Origin of the sequence: Bradyrhizobium sp. WSM2254, from assembly GCF_000472645.1 — a bacterium.
GTDB classification, from domain to species: domain Bacteria; phylum Pseudomonadota; class Alphaproteobacteria; order Rhizobiales; family Xanthobacteraceae; genus Bradyrhizobium; species Bradyrhizobium niftali.
This window is the reverse complement of the sequence record NZ_AXAB01000068.1, coordinates 1-17,482: the sequence shown is the minus strand read 5'-3', so window position 1 is coordinate 17,482 and position 17,482 is coordinate 1. Positions and strand designations below refer to the sequence as shown.

The window sequence follows — 17,482 nt, the reverse complement described above, 5'->3', positions numbered from 1 at the left end:
GCCTCTCACTGGTCCGAAAACACTGTACACACCCGTGGTGACAGTTTCTGGCACCATGCTTTGCAGAGCTCGACTTGTCCGATGAAGGACAGGCAGGCCGCCTGCGCGTTTGTCCGGACGATTAAGTCATTCGCGTTTGGATTTGGACGCCGCCGCCAGTTCCTCGAAGTAGGCCAGCAGCGTCCTTGGCTCGCGGCCGAGGATAGTCCGCAGGGCGAGAGAACATCCCACCAGGCCATGATGATCATAGTGCTCGAACATCGTGAGCATGTCTCTGGGGGTTTCACCCAGTTTGCTACGGTCGAGCGTGCGGACGCCGATTTCTCTTCCCAGCATCTGCGTCAGTAGCGCGGCCACAGCATGGCGGGATAGAATGCCGGGAGCACAGAGTTCGAAAGTACCGTAGGCCAATCGATTCTCGGTGAGTGCGATCGCTGCGACATCGGCGACGTCGCGATAATCGACGCGGCTGAAGCAAGTGTCGGCGGCCCATGGTTCAGCCAAAACGCCCGTCTCGACGATCTTTTCCCACGACGCCGAGTAATTCTGAAACAGCATCGTCGGATGAAGGATTGTGTACTCCAGATCCGAATTAACCAGCGCCTCTTCGACAGGCGCCTTGGCGGCGTGGTTGGGCAAGCTCAAAATGGGGTGGATCACCGACGAGAATACGAATTTCCGTACGCCGGCCCACTGCGCCGCCTCAATGATCTTCCTGCCCAATTGCACCTCGTTCGGTGCAAAAACCGGCCCGATGTGGAATACGCCTTCTACGCCGTTCAGCGCAGCATCGAGGCTTTCGGGGTCTGACAGGTCACCCAGAGCGACCTCCGAGGCGCCGCGGTCTTTCGCTATTTGAATCTGTTCTGGTCTGCGGACAAGGCCGCGGATGACTGCGCCCGCGACCAACAAGGGCAGGAACGACAAGGCCGGCCAGCTCGCCCGCTGCGCCAACCGCTAAAATGGTCATGAGTATAAGCTCCGATTTTGGTCCATTTGGTGGGGGATGTCGATTGGGCCCGGCTGGCGAGCATTACATCTGCACGCCGCAGACAGCAGCATCGGACGAGGTAAACGTCTGCGGCCGCGATCGCTGCGGGTCGACCGCAGCGATCCCTAGGAAAGCTCAGACGCGATTGTTCATCCGTTCGAACATGGCCTCACCGAGCCGACGCGTTTCGACGGAGATACCGACGAGGATCTCGTCCTTGTCTGCTTCGAGCTGCGCGAGCGTTTCGGTGGCGAATTCTTCCGGAGAGACCATCATGCGGTAGGCCGTTCCTTCGCTGCGCGTGTTGCCACCGAGACCGGTATCGACAATCGGAGGGGCCAACTCGATGACGCGGATGCCGGTCGCTTTCAACTGATGGCGCAGGCTGAGTGTAAAGGAGTGAAGCGCAGCCTTGGTGGCGCAATAGACCGGCACATCCGCCATCGGCGAGAAAGCCAACCCTGAGCTGACATTGATGATGAAGGCCTGCTCTTGCCGCTTGAGTGCCGGCAACAGTTCAGTGATCAGATGGATCGGGGCCGTAAGGTTGATGGCCACTTCCTGATCGAGATTGTCGCTCGCAGGATCATCGTTGAAGTCGCGCCGATGCTGAACGCCGGCATTGTTGATGAGGACATTGAGGTTCGGATGGCTCGTCTTGAGCCATTCGACCATCGATCGGCGGCTCTCGGCATCGGCAACATCGCAGACGCGGATGACCAGCGCAGGTGCTTCTCCTTGTGCCTTCCGGAGAGCGGCTTCGTTCCTACCGCACACGATGACCTGATTGCCTTTCTCGGAAAGGCTCCGTGCGAGCGCAAAGCCGATGCCGGTTGCGCCGCCAGTGATGAGAATTATGTTTCCTGTGAGCTTCATGTCGTACGTCCTTCTAACGGATTGAGAAGGTGCGCCGACGATGACTTAGGGTTATCAGCGGACACACCTCTGCGACCGGCAAGCCGGCCTGGGTGTCGCGGATACCCCGGAGGGAGGAGTTGCCGTCCAATGGAACGGCGACCGGGCTACCATCCGGTCAGCACTCTTTCGACAGGCGGCTTCTAGCAGAACTCGCGGGAAGCCGCAATTCGGTCACCTGGACGATCACGCACGCGTGTTTGTCATCGAAGGGCCGAACTAAGGAGGGATCGAGCGCAACCGCTTCAGGCTTCCAAACATTTCGGCAGTTCGGCTGCAATTGTGGGCCTGATCGCCACCGGAATTATTTTGGCTGCTCACAGGATATAGGCGCGCCGACATCTCACGTCCGCGCTTTGCTCACCGATGCGCGCTCCCGTCCGTCCGCGACCTGTGCCGGCAACTTGCAGCTCACTGTTGCTAGGCGAAGGTTGCGAACTCTGGAACTTGTCGAAGACCCCCTTGGCCCCGCAATGTCAGAAGTTAGAGCTGCGTGACCCCTGATGGCATCGAGCTATGGTCCCGGATTGAGGGCGACCTTCTGCCAGGCACGTCCTCGACACAATCGAGATGGTGCGACAACCAGTAGCTCCTGATGAGGTGCTACCGCCTGCCGAAAAGCTTGAAATGAAGTCCTGGCTTACGACGCCAACAGTGCCGAGGCCATCCAACTCGCCGGGCGACGTTACCGCAATCATGCAGAGTAGGCTCGACGCCAGCCCGGATCGATGGGTCCAGACGCGCACGATCGGAACTATCGTCGGCGGAGATCGAAGGACATCTGCGCATCAAATCGCCGACGACGATCGCCATCGTTAGTCTCGGCGAGGTGCTGACCAATTTCCAATTGGCCCAGCCGAGGGTGAGCATCGAGCTGGTCATGCTCGATCGCTCGGTCAATCCCGTCGAGGAAGGTTTTGACATTGCGATCGGCGCGCTGCCGACGTCCTATCCCGGCGTCATCGACGAGCCCCTCAGCGCATATCCGCGCGTGCTTTGCGCCGCGCCGGCCTATCTCGCGCGCTATGGGGAGCCGAGCCACCCGCGCGATCTGGTCCAGCACGATTTCCTCACATTCGCGACGACCGGATTGAGCTGGGGTTTCGAGAGCCGCCGCCGACTGATCAACATCGAGATCAAGGCGCGGCTCAGCGCCAACGACAGCCAGCTCCTGTTGCGCGCCGCCCTGGCCGGCATGGGCATCGCGCGGCTTGCCGCACACATCGTCCGGCCGGCCATGTCGTCCGGACAACTCGTCCGGATCCTTCCCGACTATCCCGTCCCGGAATTCTGGATCAAGGCACTGGTGCCGCGTAATGGCGCGGAGCGTCCGGCCGTCCGCAGCCTCATCGAGGCTTTGATGGCACACTTTGCACTATCGCCAACGGTCGCATCCTGAGGCCGCGGCCCCAAGCGGCGGCCGCTACCTGTCGAGCGCAACGGGTTTCGTCCGATAGACGATATGGCCGCGTGATGCCCAGCATCCTCCCGCCGCGGAAGCCAGCTTGAGCTTTCGCAGGCGATCGTCGATCTCGTCGGCCGTGAGCGAACCGCAGATTATCCGCTGCAGGCGCCCACCTGTGCCCCTGCCGTGTGTGGTGCAGATAGCGCGCTGCCAGATGTTTTCCGGAGCCGCGCGGCCCCACGATGAGCGAAGGCAGTCCCGCCGAGCAGAACACCCTGAATCAGCGCATCAAGCCGCTGCCGCGCGCGCCATCGACATGGCCGACGCTAATCCGGTACGGCATCGCGAGAGCGCCCCCCCCTTTCGCTCGCGGCAAGTACGAATACGCGGTCAAATTATCTTGGTACTCCGAGTACTGAGCATAAGTCGTCGGCCACAATCCATTGCGCATATTGCGAGTTTCCCATGGCTCACGTCATGATATGAACGTCGAGCCTCACCTGCACCAGCTTCGCGCCAGAAACAGCGCAAATGAAACGCGACAAGCGCGATCAAACCCGAACAATAGCGCAGCGAAATCAACAAGGCCGGTCGATAGTCCGCCGCTCATAACGGTCTGGTTGCAGATTCGAGTCCTGCGCTCGCCAGCCGACGCGATCTATGAAGCGGTGGAACGCACCCCAACAAGGGGCCATAGCCCTTTGCACCAGATTTGAAGCTCTTCAGCTTCCTCGACGCAGCTTGGAGCACTTTTTTAGGCCTAGTTTCCTACAGCTTTTGCCTGCTTCACATGATCGGACTGTCGATTGCTGTTCGGTTTGCGAATTCCTAGGGATCATCGGTCGCTTCGGCTCTAATCAGCACCATGCTTGGCGTGGCTCTGACCACGCCGCTCGCGTGGATTTCCTGGCGCTTCATCGAGCGACCCTTCATCCGCTTAGGCTGGCTGTTGGACAGCTCTTCGCGGTCGGATGTCGTCAATTTCACGGTGCAGTGAACCTGCCCGAGCAATAAGCAAGCCGAAGTCTTCCCTCGGCTCCTCAACGCGGTACAAACCTAAACTGATGCGTACCATGTTCACCGGGATCCGGGCCGCGTTCTGCTATATGGTAGCCCTCATGAGCCTCGAGGAAGGCCTGTTCGGAGATCCAAGTCCGCTCGTATCTTACGAGCTTTTCCGCAGATGAAGATAGTCGCCCGGGTCCATTGTCGCTTAGGTACGAAGTCTGGACCTCTCGTCGCACTTCTCCGTCGCTGATCGGAACGCGATGCCAAACCAACGTGGCCGGCATGACCGCGCATAGCGCCTGAATGGTCCCGAAAGGGTCGGGCACGTACTGGATGGCCCCGTTGGAATGGACCAGGTCAACGTTTCCGAGCCAGTCGGCTGCCTCCTGGATACGATCGAAAAACCTCAACTTGTCTGTCGCAAGCTCATTCGCACGCCTCACCATGGCAGGCGTCTCAACTACTGCCCATCGGATGTCTGGTGATTGCCGGCTGGCGGTCTTGTAGTGAACGCCGGCGCCCCCTCCGAAATCGAGTACGGCTGTTAACCCCTCGACCAAGGGCCAGTTGGCCTCCGACTGATAAGCGACGGTTTTGCGATAGATAGTGTCGACCAGCTCCTCGTTTTCATAGCCTTCGATTGCGCCGCGCGGCGGAAATAGACGCCTTCGGAGCCTCTGGATTAAACTCATAGTCGTCCCGGTGCTTGGTCGGATTCCGGTTGACACAATCAGAAACATTCAGAAATGTACAGCTAGAAGGCGAAGACTTTTCTCAATCAACTCGCGCGGCAAGCTCACGAACGACCTGGCCGCATGTTGCGGCTTCTTCATTTGTCGGTGTTGGCAATGGGCGTTCTGCATACGATCGGGCACGGCCTCGTGAGGCCGGCGCTACGTCGAATAAGGCCAGCAAAGCGCGTCGTCCTGGGTGGGGATCACGGTCGATTATAAGAGCGAGCTCGATGGAGGCGGCATCGAGTTTGACCAAGACTTCATTCCGTTTCTGTACTCTCGTGGAATGCCTAAACAGCCTCGCCTTTTCATTGGTGCGCTGGGCCGGCATTTATTGGCTTTTCGATGTTGGGGCACGGCCTGTGCGAAACGCTGTGTCTGGCCGACATCAATTCCGCTGCGGTGAACTGCTGCAAAAATACGGTAAAGCTCACCCTTGAGGATTGCGTCTCAGTTTACGAATCCAACAATCTTCGGAGTATCCCCGAAAGCGAGCGCTGGAACTTGGTGGTGAGCAATCCACCCACTTCATTGACCAGTATGAACGCGATATCTGCGCTCGCGACCCTGACTGGGCATCCACCGGGAGTTCTTTAACACGATACACCAATACCTAGCCGACGACGGCGTGATCGTTCTTCAGGAGAACAATCGTGGTTCGACCGTGGAAACTTTCCGCGAGATGATCGAGGCAGCCGGCCTCGAGATTGTGTTTACTCACGACGACCACAAAGAGCTCACCCGCCTGGGCGTCTTAGCGAGGTGAATAGACCGTAATCGACCACATACAGGCTAGCCGTGGGACCTAGCAGCAAGTCGGCGCTTCAGCGCCAGGATCAATTGGGTCGAGCGTTTGAACCTGCTCCGATAACGTTTCCTCACGACTGCCTCGGTCACTATCAGCGGCCGCTCGGGAATGCGGTCTCTCGACGTCAGGATGTAGTCGAGAGGCTCCTTATTCTGTTCATCCAGCCTGATTACAACCGCGACACCCGGATGCTGCTTGGCGCTACGCCGTAGCGTCCAAACCCGACAGTGCCGCTGGGGGTGCTGCCAGCATCGAATGACGCGAAATGATATGAAGGACCCATCACTTAGGGCTAAGCAGCCTCCCGTTCGTTCCGCAATGAGCTGGGGGTCCACCTCATGCACCTTAGCGCCAATCCCGACGGCGAGTTGCTGAACCAGGCTTAGCCGCTCGCCACGCGTATCGATGTAGCTATAGTCGCCTGGCGGGGCGAAACCAATCAGCTCGTACGCATTGCGGAGGCTGCCAAACCGACGTTCATATATAGACGCGCAGGGCATCCCCTTGGCTCGATTGATCGCACCGGCAGACAAAGTGCCGAGCCGAAGCTGTAGAACGCGCAACTTCTTGAGCAATAGATCGGACGAGAGATTTTGTCGTGCCCGACGCTCGATAATCCGCTGAGCGTCGTCGAACACGTCGCGCGCTACAATTGACTCAAGAGAGCCCTCCTTGCGGATCCACTTGGCCTTGCCGTTAATAACGCGACGTTGCCGCAGGTAGCTCGATGTCCGGTAATAGACGGTATTGCCAATGTAGTTTTCGTTGCGAAGGATGCGGCCTATCATCTGGAGATTCCACGGGACGCCGCAATGGTTGACTGCGCCCCTAGCATTCAGCTCGCGGGCGATATCGGTTTCGCCTTTCCCGGTAACGAAGCTTTCGAATATCCACCGCACGATCGCGATTTCATCGGGAGACCCCGCCCGTAGCAACACTCTGTCGGTGTGCAATGCCTTCTGCTCGCCAGGCTGGAGAAAGCCCCTCGAATTGCCCGTTGCGTCGATCAGTTCTCTGCGCAGTGCAAAGCCGGGCCGTCCACCCACTCGATAGCCGAGTCCGACGATCCGGCAATGTCCTGCAAAGACTTTTGCCGACTTGTCGCGGCTGTCCTCGGCAGCCATCAGGCGCTTCATATTTTTCCAGAGACCGGACATCGGGCTTCCGTCGTTCTCGAAGATTTCAGCGCAATAAATCACCTTCACGCCAGCCAGCTTGCAGATGAACTCGTAGTACGCGCTTTCATCTGTGTCCTGAAATCGCCCCCAGCGACTGACGTCCCGCACCAGGACAGTGGCGAAGTCAGTAGCTCCCGATTGCACGTCATTGAGCAGATCGATAAGCCCCTGGCGATTATTAATCCTCAGCCCGCTAATGCCCTCGTCCATATACGTGCGCACGATCTCGAGCCGATGCTCAGCCGCGTAGCTCGCGATCAAAGCCATCTGATTTGCGACCGAGTATTGCTGTCGATCTGTCGACATTCGAATGTATTGTGCCGCCCGAGGCTCGTTCTCGCGTCGTCGGAGCAACCTGGCATTTTGCACAGTGAGCGCAGTTCCCATGGAACGCCCCTACCGTTGGCCACATCCGCCTATCCTAGCCAGCCTGAAAGCCAAGATGAACAGTGCTTTCCGATCCAGCCCAGTGCGAGCGAACCTGCGACCGACGCCAAGGCAGACCAGAGCCAGGACCGACGGCGCACGGCACTGATCGACCGCATATACAAAAAGGCGCCAAGCAAAGGACCGTAGTTCCTTTTGAAATCTCCGTTTAGCTTGGCGATCTTGGACAGATCGGAGGTCTCGAGTTCGTCGGCCATTGCGCTGGTTCCCAATTGGTTTGAGCCAGCGCCTTATGAACCACTGTTTTGCCCGACGGAGCAAGTGGAATTTCGGTATATCGAAAGTTTTCGATCCGAGACGAGCAACCCTTTCCACACGCACGACTGCTAGCCGGCGCTCGTTCCGAGGCCGAAGGGACACAGGCTCAGGTGGGCGTTAGCAGGTGCGGTAAGCGGCAGGACATGGAAGCGGCGCGGGCCGCAACACAGGAGCATCCGAGCGAGGAATGGGATGCGGGCCCGCGGCTGCTCTGCCGGCATCCCTGATCGCGTCGTCCCGACGGTCCGACTGGATCAACGAGGTCTTGTACTCGGCATATCGGCGCATCGCCTCGGCCTCCGTCATCTCCTTGTTTTTGACAGACAGGACCAATGAGTCCGTAAATTGGACGTAGGCATTTCCCATAGACGAACAGTCGTTACTGGGTATGCAATCCGCATTGCGCGCCTGCTTGCCGCACTCGGCCATCGCAAGGAACGACGAAGTCTGAGCGCTGCACTTGTCATAGTAACTCCACACCATCGGACCGCCAATCGACAAGCACCCTGTCAGCGAGACCGGCAGAGCGATCAGGGTAACGAAGAAAAGTATAATCCGAAGTCGAAACATCCACTCCCCCAAGACTGCCCACCTTGTTATCAACTACAGAATGCACGACGGCAAGAAAAAGACCTAGTGGCGGGCCCCAATATTCGGTGCATCCTTTGGTCGGACTCGGTACCCTAGGCATGCCGTGGTTGCATACCCTGTCGAGAAGCCATTTGGGGAGGACTGGAAAATGAAAACCATTGCTATCGCTTTTGCATTCGCGCTCGCAGCAACCGCTGCCCAGGCGCAATACGTTAGCGGCACGGGTTCAAACCCGAGCACGCACACCTCGTCGGGCTACACGCGCAGCAACGGCACCTACGTGGCGCCGCACGTTGCGACCAACCCCAATGGGACCCAGCGGGACAACTACGGCACCAGCGGCAACTACAACCCATCTACGGGCAGCTACGGGACACGAACGCCGCGGTACTGAAGGAAAGCGAAGGGCCCGCCAGCGTGCACCGGCGGGCCTCGGTGACGTTCAACGCCTCAATCGCCGGCGGTGCGCCATCTGCCGCAGTCGGTCACGCTTCCTGTGCAGTCTGCGACGGCGCATCGCGTGGACCTCCTGCACGATGCGGCTGATCTCGGCCGTCACCATCGCCTGCTGCTCGAGCGTGAGCTGGGCATATCTCGCCGCGACGTCCGTGTGTGACCTTGGCCGGCGTGCCGCCTTGGCATCGCCTCTGAAGTGCAGGGCGCGATTGTGCCGCTCATCGGGGCCGCTCCCTCGATCCATCTAAGGGGCGGCGTTTCCGCGGCCCGCCAGTTGATTTAAGTTGGCCGTGAGTTAATCGCGCCGGTCCATGTGCCGCGCCAAAGGTCTCGCTTGACGATCCGATAGGGCGGCCGCCCGAGCGAGCGTATGCCAGTGAGCAGCTTTCCCTGGTGGACCAAACAAGCTTTGCGGTCATGCAACGATGCGGCATCACGCGCGCGGCAACAGTAGCGTCGGCTATCGAAAATGAGAAAAACAAAAAACGAAAGCAGTGCAGCAATTTTCAACGCGGGACGATTTCTTCCTTACTTGTGTCGAGAGGGCAACGATACTTAGGACGTGCCGGGCTGAGCTTGTGGCTCAGCTATGAAGGCAACTGCCCGCACCCGGAGAAATACGGGGGCGCGCCAAAAGTGTAGATCACCGCGTCTACAGCTTGCACGAACTCCCATCTTTCGCTTCAATGTGGAACCATGCGCGGCGGGGTTGTCATTGTGCTTCTGGGCTTTACGGCCTTCGGAGCGTATTCCATGGGTCGTCACGATCTCGGGACGGTCAATGCTCCGTCTTCGTCGGTTGCGCAGGCGCCGAGCTCTGCCGCAAAGCCGTTAGCTTTCGCAGAGGCCCCGAACGGCGCCCCAGCGCAGCCGCCCGCGAGAGCCGCGCCATCCTCAACAGTCACCACCATACCTCCAAAAACGTCGCCTGAGGCCGCGCCACAGCAACCGGACGCTAAGCGGAAGGTTGAAGTTGCACTGACCGCGTCGGCCATCGCTGCGATCCTGATCAAGACCAGCCGGGATCAATATCACGCAAGCGGCAGTCCATGCGCCTGCCCAGATGATACGATGAGGAATGGCCGAACATGCGGCAGCAGAAGCGCCTATTCGCGGCCGGGCGGCGCGGCACCGCTATGCTATCCCGGTGATGTTACGACGGCGATGATAGACGAATACCGAAAGAAGATAACTCGATAGTTGTTGGGGGCCAGAATTGTTTCAGTTCAGAGATCGTTTTGCGTGGGCGACTGGGCGCCTTGCCTTCACGGCAGTTGCGGCAATGACATTAACAGGCTGCATCACAACATCCATGCAAGGGTATGCAGACCGAGACCTTCCCTCCAAGCCGATCACTCGGATAGTCGCCTACGTTGCGGGGCCGCCCGGTCTAGCTTCCAGCATTCAGGCGACCATCTCAGAGGAAGGCAGAAAGCGCGGCGTTGTTGCTGAAGATGCATTCGCGTTGTTTCCACCAACGCGAACCTATACAAATACAGAAATTCGTCAGGGGCTTGCGACCAACAGCATAGATGGCGTGCTGGTCCTGACAGTCGGCGACAGTGGCGTCCAGCAGCAATATGCTGGAACGATATTGAGCGGTCAGTATTCCGGGTCCTCCGTTGCGAACGGCACTATCAACACGTTCGGGAATGTTTCGTCCGTCTCGCTGAATGGGACATCGTCTGGTACGGTCACTGCAACATCCACTCCCGTGTACCACTACCGGCGGCAAACTGCGTTCACAGCCCGCCTGCTCGAACCATCGACGGGACGCAACTTGTGGGTCGGGAATGGTCAGGTCAGCGCACGAGGTTCACTATTCGTCGGCGATGGAGCGAATGCGTCCAGCTCGGTCGGGGCCATTTTCGATGACTTGCAACGCAAAGGCGTTATTGGTGGATCAAGTTAGCTAACGGGCTTGCACCACCTCGCCGAGTGTCTATCTGTAGCTCATGCAGCTCTCGGAAATTCACGACTACGCAATTCAAGCCCGCATGGCTCAAATCATCGGTGCGAGACGGTTCGACCGCCTGTTCGCAGGCGCGCGCTTCGACGAGGTAGATGGTGACATCCTGTTCGTCTACGTGAAAGATGAGGATACAGCAGCACAGATCCAGGATGAATTTGCGCTGCACATTTCCATCATTTCCTCAAAGATACTGGAGCGTGAGATCAACATCGTGATGGTGCTCCCGAAGCAGCTGGTTGATTGAAAGGACCAGCCTACCGTCGCTCACGGTATCGCCGGAGCAGTTACGGTTACAGGCGCCCTAAGATGAAGCTTTAGGGGCCACCTGTAAATTTCCCAAATGCGCGCAAGCAGCGTGCTCGCTAAGTGGTGCCGATTGAAGGGCAGCACTTGAAAACGCCGAAGCCGAAGAAATGGGCCGAGCAAGAGATCCAGCAATTGATCAGGCTCGCGCGGCAGGGAGTTGGCGTGTCCAGGATAGCCGCCGAACTGGTCTTGCTGCAACCCAGGTTCTTTAGCGCTGAGGACGCGAATTAGTCGCAGGCGGCGCTGCCGGCCGGTGCTGCGCGGGGCGGAGCGGGATTGTCGTACTTTGGTTCGCCACGTTTGGGCGACTAAAGGGCGTGTCGATGTGGATCTCCAAGCGATCGTCAGGTGAGAAACGAATTGATCTTCTCGAACAACAGTTCCGGCGCTTCTTCCGGCAGATAGTGACCGCACGGCAGGCTTCCACCTTGCACATCCTTCGCTTTGGCGCGCCATGTACCGAGCACGTCATAGCTCGTCCCCACGACCCCCTTTCCGCCCGACAGCACGAGCAGCGGGCAACCGATGCTCTTGTCGGAATCAGCCTCATCGTGGATTAGGTCAATTCCCGCGGCGGCGCGATAATCCTCGCAGACCGCGTGCAGCGTCTCGCGGGTGTAGCACCGGCGGTACTCTTCGAGTGCAATCGGATCGATGGCGCCCGGCGTCTTGTTCTGCTTGCTGATATGGGTCTGCAGATAGAATTCGAGATTGTTGCCGATCAAGGTTTCCGGAAGCGGCGCCGGCTGAATGAGAAAGAACCACCACATATATTTCGTAGCGAACTCCTTGTTCACCTTGGCGTACATCGTCGCGGTCGGCGCGATGTCAAGCAGGACCGCCTTGGAGACGGTGTCCGGATGATCAAGCATCAGACGATGCAGAACGCGCCCGCCGCGATCATGGCCGACGGCCTGGAAGCGGTCAAATCCGAGCGCGTGCATCACCTCGACCTGATCCCGCGCCATCTCCCGCTTGGAATATGCGATACTGTCTTTGCCGCCTTCGGGCTTGCTGGAATCGCCGTAGCCGCGCAGATCGGTCAGCACCACTGTGAAACGCTCCGCGAGTTTGGGGGCGATCTTGTGCCAACACGCCAATGTCTGCGGGTGTCCGTGCAGCAACAGCAGCGGCGGCCCCTCGCCCTTCACGACCGCGTTGATCTCGGCCCCGCTGGTCTTGAGGCGCTTCTGCTGGAACCCTGGCAGCAACTTTGGCAGCGCGCTGGTCGTCACGGCACTATTCTCCTGAGCGAGAGCACCCGGCGGCAATCCGGCCGAACCGAGGGCACCGGTTGTCAACGCGATCGACATCAGATGGCGGCGAGTCAGCCCGATCTTCGATGGATCGCGCGATTCAGCCTGTTCGAAGTCGAGCATGAGAGTCTCCCTGGAATATTTGTCGCGAATGAAGGGCCGGCCGTTATCAAGACATCGATTTCATCAACAGCGTCGCGATCACGATCATGATCGCGCCGCCGACGCGGGTGGAGATCTGGGCGAATGCCATCAAGCCCATGCGATCCGCGGCGCCGAGAATGGCGACATCGCCGGTTCCGCCAAGCCCCGAGTGGCAGGCGGTCACGATCGCCGCCTCGACCGGATACATGTTCAGCCACTTGCCGACGAAGAATCCAGACGCGATCATCGCCAGAACGGCGGCCGTGCAGATCATGATGTAGCCGGGATTGAAGGACGCGACGAGTTGCTGCCAGGACACCAGCAGCGTTCCCATCGCGACCAGGATGGCGAAGGTCAGGTTCGTCGACATGAACTTGTTGATTTGATAGGCGCCGAGCTCCATCTCGGCCGGCAGGATCCTGGCCAGCTTCAGTGCCACCGCCGCGATGATCATCATGATCGGACCAGGAATCCCCGTCACCGGCGCCAGCACCATCCCCAGCGCGAATAGGGCGGACGACAGGACGATGCCCGCGCCGAGCAAGGCGAGATCAATCGGCTGGTCCGGCCGCGCCTCGCCGAGAATGTCACCGTCTCCCGTCCTGACCAGCATCCCCCTGCCATTGAGGTTGCTGCGCTTCTCACCAAGTCGAGCCAGGAGGCCCGCGCTGACAATCGCGACGACATTGCCGAGAAGGGCCGCGGGCACCATCTGCGCAACGAGCTCGGCCTGCGGCCGCTGCAACATCTCCGCGTAGGCGATGGAGAGCGGCAGGACGCCTTCCGCAAGGCCGCCACCAACGATCGGAATGATGATGAAGAAGAACGTGTCCTTCGGGCTGTGACCGAACAGCAGCCCCATTGCGATCCCCGCCGAGACCGCCGCGATCGTACCGACCAGGAGCGGGACGAACATGCGAATGAAGCCTTGAACGAGGACGCGGTAGGGCATCCCGAGGATCGAGCCTGCGACGAGGCAGGCAATGAAAAAATATTGGAAGTTGGCCGTGCGGAACGTGGTCGCGATCGCCTTCAGCGCGGCATCGGGCATCAGGCCATAGCTCACCAGCGCTGACGGCACGAACAGGCAGAGAATCGCCGTGCCGCCGATCTGCTTCAGGACCGGTATCGTCTGGCCGAGCTTGCCGAGCAGAAAGCCGAGCAGCATCAGGACCAACAGACCGCCGATCACATCGTTCGGCAGCTTGCCGAAATGGACGGCCGCTCCACAGACGAGCGCGGCGGCGAGGTAGATGCCGCCCGGCAACGGACCGATCTTGAGGCGGGCAAGCTTCACCGGAGCAGCAGCCTCCGGCGCCTCAGCCGGGTGATATGTCGTGTCTACCAAGGGTCCCTCCGCTGTTTGTCATTGATTTATTCGTGGCGCGGCGATCAGCGCCGCGCTCGGGCTCGTGCAGGTCAGACGATCCAGGGATTCTCCGCGCGATGCCGCGTCTCGAAGGCGCGGATATCGTCGGCGAAGACAAGCGTGGAGGCGATGAAATCGCGGCCCGTCAGAAAGGCTTCCTTCCTCGCCGGCTCGATGTCGAACGCGATCGAGCGGCGGCCGCGGTCGAATTGGAGCGTCTGCGCCGCAAGGTCGACCGTGAGGTCGTTGCGCGAGCGATCGGCCACGACAGCGGCGAGCCCCGCTACGACGCCGGCCTCGAGAGCGATCGTCAACAGACCATTATTGGCGCAATTGTCGTTGAAGATGCCGGCGAAGCTGGTGCCGATCAGCGCGCGGATGCCGAGCTGCTGAAGCCCCCACACCGCATGCTCGCGGCTCGAGCCGCAACCGAAATTCGGGCCGACCACGAGAAAGCAGGCGTCGCGATAGCCGTTCTGGTTCAGAACGAAATCCGGATTGGGCTTGCCGCCGCTGAATCGCAGCAGGTTGAAAGCGCCCTCGCCGAGCCCGCTGCGGTCCACGCCCTTGAGGAACATTTTCGGCATGATGACGTCGGTATCGACGTTCGGCGCCATCATCGGCGCGGCCACGCCCGAGACCTGATGGAACGGCGTCATTGGCGCGCCCCTCCCAGCATCGTGCGAACGTCGGTGATGCGCCCGGTGACGGCTGCCGCGGCCACCATCGCCGGGCTCATCAGATGCGTGCGCGCGCCAGGTCCCTGGCGGCCCTCGAAGTTGCGGTTGGTCGAGGAGGCGCAGCGCTCTCCCGGCCTCAGCACGTCGTCGTTCATCGCAAGGCACATCGAGCAGCCGGACTGCCGCCATTCGACCCCGGCGTCGATGAACACTCTTGCAAGTCCCTCCGCCTCGGCCTGCGCTCTGACCTGGGTCGAGCCGGGCACGACGATCGCGCGCACGCCGGCGGCGACGCTGCGGCCGCGAAAGATTGCGGCTGCATCGCGCAAGTCTTCGATGCGCGAATTGGTGCAGGACCCGATGAAGGCGAAGTCGATCGGGATGGATTGAATGGGCGTGCCCGGCGTCAGGCCCATATAGCTCAGCGCGCGCGCGGCCGCGGCCTTGCGATCGGGCGCGCCCTGTTGCACGGGATCGGGAACATTGTCGGTGACCGCGATCGCCTGGTCGGGACTCGTGCCCCAGGTCACCAAGGGTGCCACCTCGGACACGTCGAGCGTGACCTCGCGGTCGAACCGGGTATCGGGATCCGAGGCCAGTGCCAGCCAGCTCCTGGCCGCCCGCTCCCACATCTCGCCCTTCGGCGAGCGCGGACGGCCTTCCAGATAATCCAGCACTTTCTGATCCGGCGCGATCACGACGCCGCGAGCGCCCGCCTCGACGATCATGATCGACATCACGATCCGGCTCTCGACGCTCATGTCGGAGACGATGGGACCACTGAACTCCACCGCGTATCCGGTGGCGCCGTCGGCACCGATCCGCCGAATCACCTCCATGACGATGTCCTTGGAGGTGACACCGAGCGGCAGACGGCCGGTCAACTGCACGCGCATCGTCTTGAGCCGGCGATAGCGGACCGTCGAGGTCGCGAGATAATGCTCGATGTCGGACGTTCCGATACCGTAGCCGAGTGCACCGAACGCCCCATAGGCGGTGCTGTGGCTGTCGCCGGCCGCGATCACCATGCCCGGCATGACCAGTCCCTGCTCGGGGGCGACGACATGCTCAATGCCCTGGCGCGGATCGAGAATGTCGAAATATTCGATGCCGAAATCCCGGGCGTTCTCGGCGAAATAGTCGACCTGCCGTGCCGCCGCGCCATCGGGCATCGCGCGGGTGCGCCGGGCGGCCGTGGGGTTGACGTGGTCAACCACCATCAGCGCGGCTTTCGGATTCCAGACCTTGCGGCCGGCGGCGCGCAAGCCGGCGAAGGCCTGCGGACTGGTATATTCGTTCAGCACAGTACGGTCGACGTAGAGCAGCACGAGGCCGCTCTCGTCGAGATTGCGGACGACATGGGCGTCGACCAGCTTGTCATAAAGCGTCCGCGCGGCCATTCCGCTTTCCTCCCGGATAACTCGTTCGTCCACCGTGCTGCTGACGACACTGGAAATCCAATGTCGAGTTCTGATATCGTTATGCAGGATATGCATAAGCAATACTGGAATGTCAGGAGGACGTGCGATGGAGATTAACTGGCTGCACGATTTCATCGCGGTGGCGACGACACGCAGCTTCTCGCGGGCGGCTGAGCAGCGCAATTGCTCGCAGCCTGCGTTGAGCCGGAGAATACAAGCGCTCGAGGTATGGACAGGCGCACCGCTACTGGATCGCACGACTCACAGCGTCAATCTCACGCCGGCAGGCGAGAATTTTCGCGAGACGGCAGAGGATGTCCTGCGTCGGCTCGCTGCCGGCCGGCTCGACGCTCAGGAGCAAGCCCGCGGCGCATCCGACGTGCTCAAGTTCGCTTCGACCAACGCGTTGTCGCTGACTTTCTTTCCCGATTGGCTGCGCGGCATCGAGACAAAGCTCTCGTTCGTTCCGAACGTGCAGCTCGTTGCCAATCACATGGAGATCTGTGAACGGATACTGCTGGCCGGCGACGCGCATTTCCTCCTCTGCCACTACCACCCGGCAGCGACCACCGCCCTTTCGCCGTCGCATTTTCGGTCGCTGCATGTCGGCGATGACAAGCTCATTCCGGCATCGGTGCCGCTTTCGCAGCGGAACCGCAAGCCGCGTTTTGAGCTTCCGGGTACGGAAGTCGCACCGGTTCAATTCCTCAGCTTCCGTCCTGAATCGGGCATGGGACGTATCCTTGAAGCAGTGCGCGCGACATCGCCCTTGGACGTATATCTGCGTACGGCTTTCACCTCTCACCTGGCAAAGCTATTGGTGACAATGGTCCAGGCCGGCCGTGGCATGGCGTGGCTGCCTGAAAGTCTGATCCGCGATCAGCTTGCCTCAGGCGATATCGTCCCGTCAGGCGGACAGGAATGGCACGTGCCGATCGAGATTCACATTTTCCGGCCGAAGCTTCGCCTGGCACAAGCCGCAGAGTCCTTCTGGCAGCACGTCGCGAAAAGCGGTCGATAAATCTGGATGCAATGTCCAGATTGCGTCACCGGCTTGCGAAGGTCATCAGTCACGTACCTTTTAGGCCCTCGCTCTTGAGGGTCTGGAGGACGAAATCGGAGCGATGCTACGCTGCACGAAACGGCGCGACCGTGAATGCCGTCTATGCCAATGGCGGCTACGTCGCCAACAAAACCACGATCTTGAGTACCGATTGGCGACCGTTCAGATAGCACAATTCTCGGAGTCTCGAGCGTCGAGGAATTCGAACAGTGTCATCTATTAGCACTACTTTGGCAGAATTGGTTTGCGCCACTGTTTTTCAAGGATTTGCTTTCGGCAATATGGGCACTGCTGAGACGGCGGCCGAAGGATGAGATCGACGATGGCGTGACGTACGGCGGGCATGGTTGGCTGGGGCGGAGGCCCGTTGATTCTTTTTTTTCCGCCCCGCATATGCGAGGCGACGATTTTGCAGGAAGGCGTAGGCAATCATTGTCATAAGGGCGTGGCGATGAAGACCTTGCCATGATCGCCCTTCGA

General features: G+C 60.0%; 14 protein-coding genes and 1 pseudogene. 6 read left to right on the top strand and 9 right to left on the bottom strand.

Features of this window, described 5'->3' with window-relative positions:
- Nucleotides 1–126 precede the first annotated feature (126 nt).
- A complete protein-coding gene (locus A3M7_RS0135605) occupies nt 127–927 on the bottom strand; it encodes an NmrA family NAD(P)-binding protein (protein ID WP_198033876.1) in 801 nt (266 codons plus the stop codon).
- A 199-nt stretch (nt 928–1,126) separates the two neighbouring features.
- Nucleotides 1,127–1,867, bottom strand: coding sequence for an SDR family oxidoreductase (locus A3M7_RS0135600; protein WP_027548177.1), 741 nt, complete (start codon nt 1,865–1,867; stop codon nt 1,127–1,129).
- Nucleotides 1,868–2,630: 763 nt separating this feature from the next.
- Here A3M7_RS0135600 and A3M7_RS0135595 point away from each other — a divergent pair.
- Nucleotides 2,631–3,305 carry a substrate binding domain-containing protein gene (locus A3M7_RS0135595; RefSeq protein ID WP_084302812.1) on the top strand — a complete coding sequence of 225 codons (675 nt, stop codon included), beginning with the start codon at nt 2,631–2,633 and terminating at the stop codon, nt 3,303–3,305.
- Between the two features lie 2,081 nt (nt 3,306–5,386).
- On the top strand, nt 5,387–5,650 hold the full coding sequence (locus A3M7_RS51415) for a methyltransferase (protein WP_371090244.1): 264 nt from the start codon (nt 5,387–5,389) through the stop codon (nt 5,648–5,650).
- Between the two features lie 195 nt (nt 5,651–5,845).
- Here the strand turns inward: A3M7_RS51415 and A3M7_RS45475 are convergent, their stop codons facing one another.
- Both A3M7_RS45475 and A3M7_RS49220 read right to left on the bottom strand, forming a co-directional pair.
- Nucleotides 5,846–7,426 carry a recombinase family protein gene (locus A3M7_RS45475; protein WP_084302810.1) on the bottom strand — a complete coding sequence of 527 codons (1,581 nt, stop codon included), beginning with the start codon at nt 7,424–7,426 and terminating at the stop codon, nt 5,846–5,848.
- A gap of 29 nt (nt 7,427–7,455) precedes the next feature.
- Nucleotides 7,456–7,683: a hypothetical protein gene (locus tag A3M7_RS49220; RefSeq protein WP_156937077.1), complete on the bottom strand. Its 228-nt coding sequence runs from the start codon at nt 7,681–7,683 to the stop codon at nt 7,456–7,458.
- 800 nt (nt 7,684–8,483) lie between these two features.
- On the opposite strand from A3M7_RS49220, the gene A3M7_RS47695 reads away from it, so the two are divergent.
- The 3 genes from A3M7_RS47695 to A3M7_RS0135560 all read left to right on the top strand — a co-directional run bounded on the left by A3M7_RS47695 (nt 8,484) and on the right by A3M7_RS0135560 (nt 11,007).
- Nucleotides 8,484–8,729: a hypothetical protein gene (locus A3M7_RS47695; protein WP_084302809.1), complete on the top strand. Its 246-nt coding sequence runs from the start codon at nt 8,484–8,486 to the stop codon at nt 8,727–8,729.
- A 1,278-nt stretch (nt 8,730–10,007) separates the two neighbouring features.
- Nucleotides 10,008–10,703: a hypothetical protein gene (locus A3M7_RS49215; RefSeq protein WP_156937076.1), complete on the top strand. Its 696-nt coding sequence runs from the start codon at nt 10,008–10,010 to the stop codon at nt 10,701–10,703.
- A 43-nt stretch (nt 10,704–10,746) separates the two neighbouring features.
- The gene (locus A3M7_RS0135560) at nt 10,747–11,007 is read left to right on the top strand and encodes a hypothetical protein (RefSeq protein ID WP_027548173.1); all 261 of its coding nucleotides are present in this window, start codon (nt 10,747–10,749) and stop codon (nt 11,005–11,007) included.
- Nucleotides 11,008–11,413: 406 nt separating this feature from the next.
- On the opposite strand, the gene A3M7_RS0135550 is transcribed toward A3M7_RS0135560, so the two are convergent.
- The 4 genes from A3M7_RS0135550 to leuC form a co-directional block, all read right to left on the bottom strand.
- Nucleotides 11,414–12,448: an alpha/beta fold hydrolase gene (locus A3M7_RS0135550; protein WP_371090243.1), complete on the bottom strand. Its 1,035-nt coding sequence runs from the start codon at nt 12,446–12,448 to the stop codon at nt 11,414–11,416.
- A gap of 46 nt (nt 12,449–12,494) precedes the next feature.
- Nucleotides 12,495–13,817 carry a 2-hydroxycarboxylate transporter family protein gene (locus A3M7_RS45470; RefSeq protein ID WP_049823897.1) on the bottom strand — a complete coding sequence of 441 codons (1,323 nt, stop codon included), beginning with the start codon at nt 13,815–13,817 and terminating at the stop codon, nt 12,495–12,497.
- A gap of 71 nt (nt 13,818–13,888) precedes the next feature.
- Complete coding sequence (gene leuD / locus A3M7_RS0135540) at nt 13,889–14,497, bottom strand: 3-isopropylmalate dehydratase small subunit (protein ID WP_027548171.1); 609 nt, start codon at nt 14,495–14,497, stop codon at nt 13,889–13,891.
- Nucleotides 14,494–15,918: a 3-isopropylmalate dehydratase large subunit gene (gene leuC, locus A3M7_RS0135535; protein WP_027548170.1), complete on the bottom strand. Its 1,425-nt coding sequence runs from the start codon at nt 15,916–15,918 to the stop codon at nt 14,494–14,496. The genes leuD and leuC overlap by 4 nt, the downstream gene beginning before the upstream one ends.
- A gap of 127 nt (nt 15,919–16,045) precedes the next feature.
- On the opposite strand from leuC, the gene A3M7_RS0135530 reads away from it, so the two are divergent.
- The gene (locus A3M7_RS0135530; RefSeq protein WP_027548169.1) at nt 16,046–16,960 is read left to right on the top strand and encodes a LysR family transcriptional regulator; all 915 of its coding nucleotides are present in this window, start codon (nt 16,046–16,048) and stop codon (nt 16,958–16,960) included.
- 301 nt (nt 16,961–17,261) lie between these two features.
- Here the strand turns inward: A3M7_RS0135530 and A3M7_RS47685 are convergent.
- A pseudogene (locus A3M7_RS47685) lies at nt 17,262–17,482 on the bottom strand (IS701 family transposase); the annotation flags it as partial.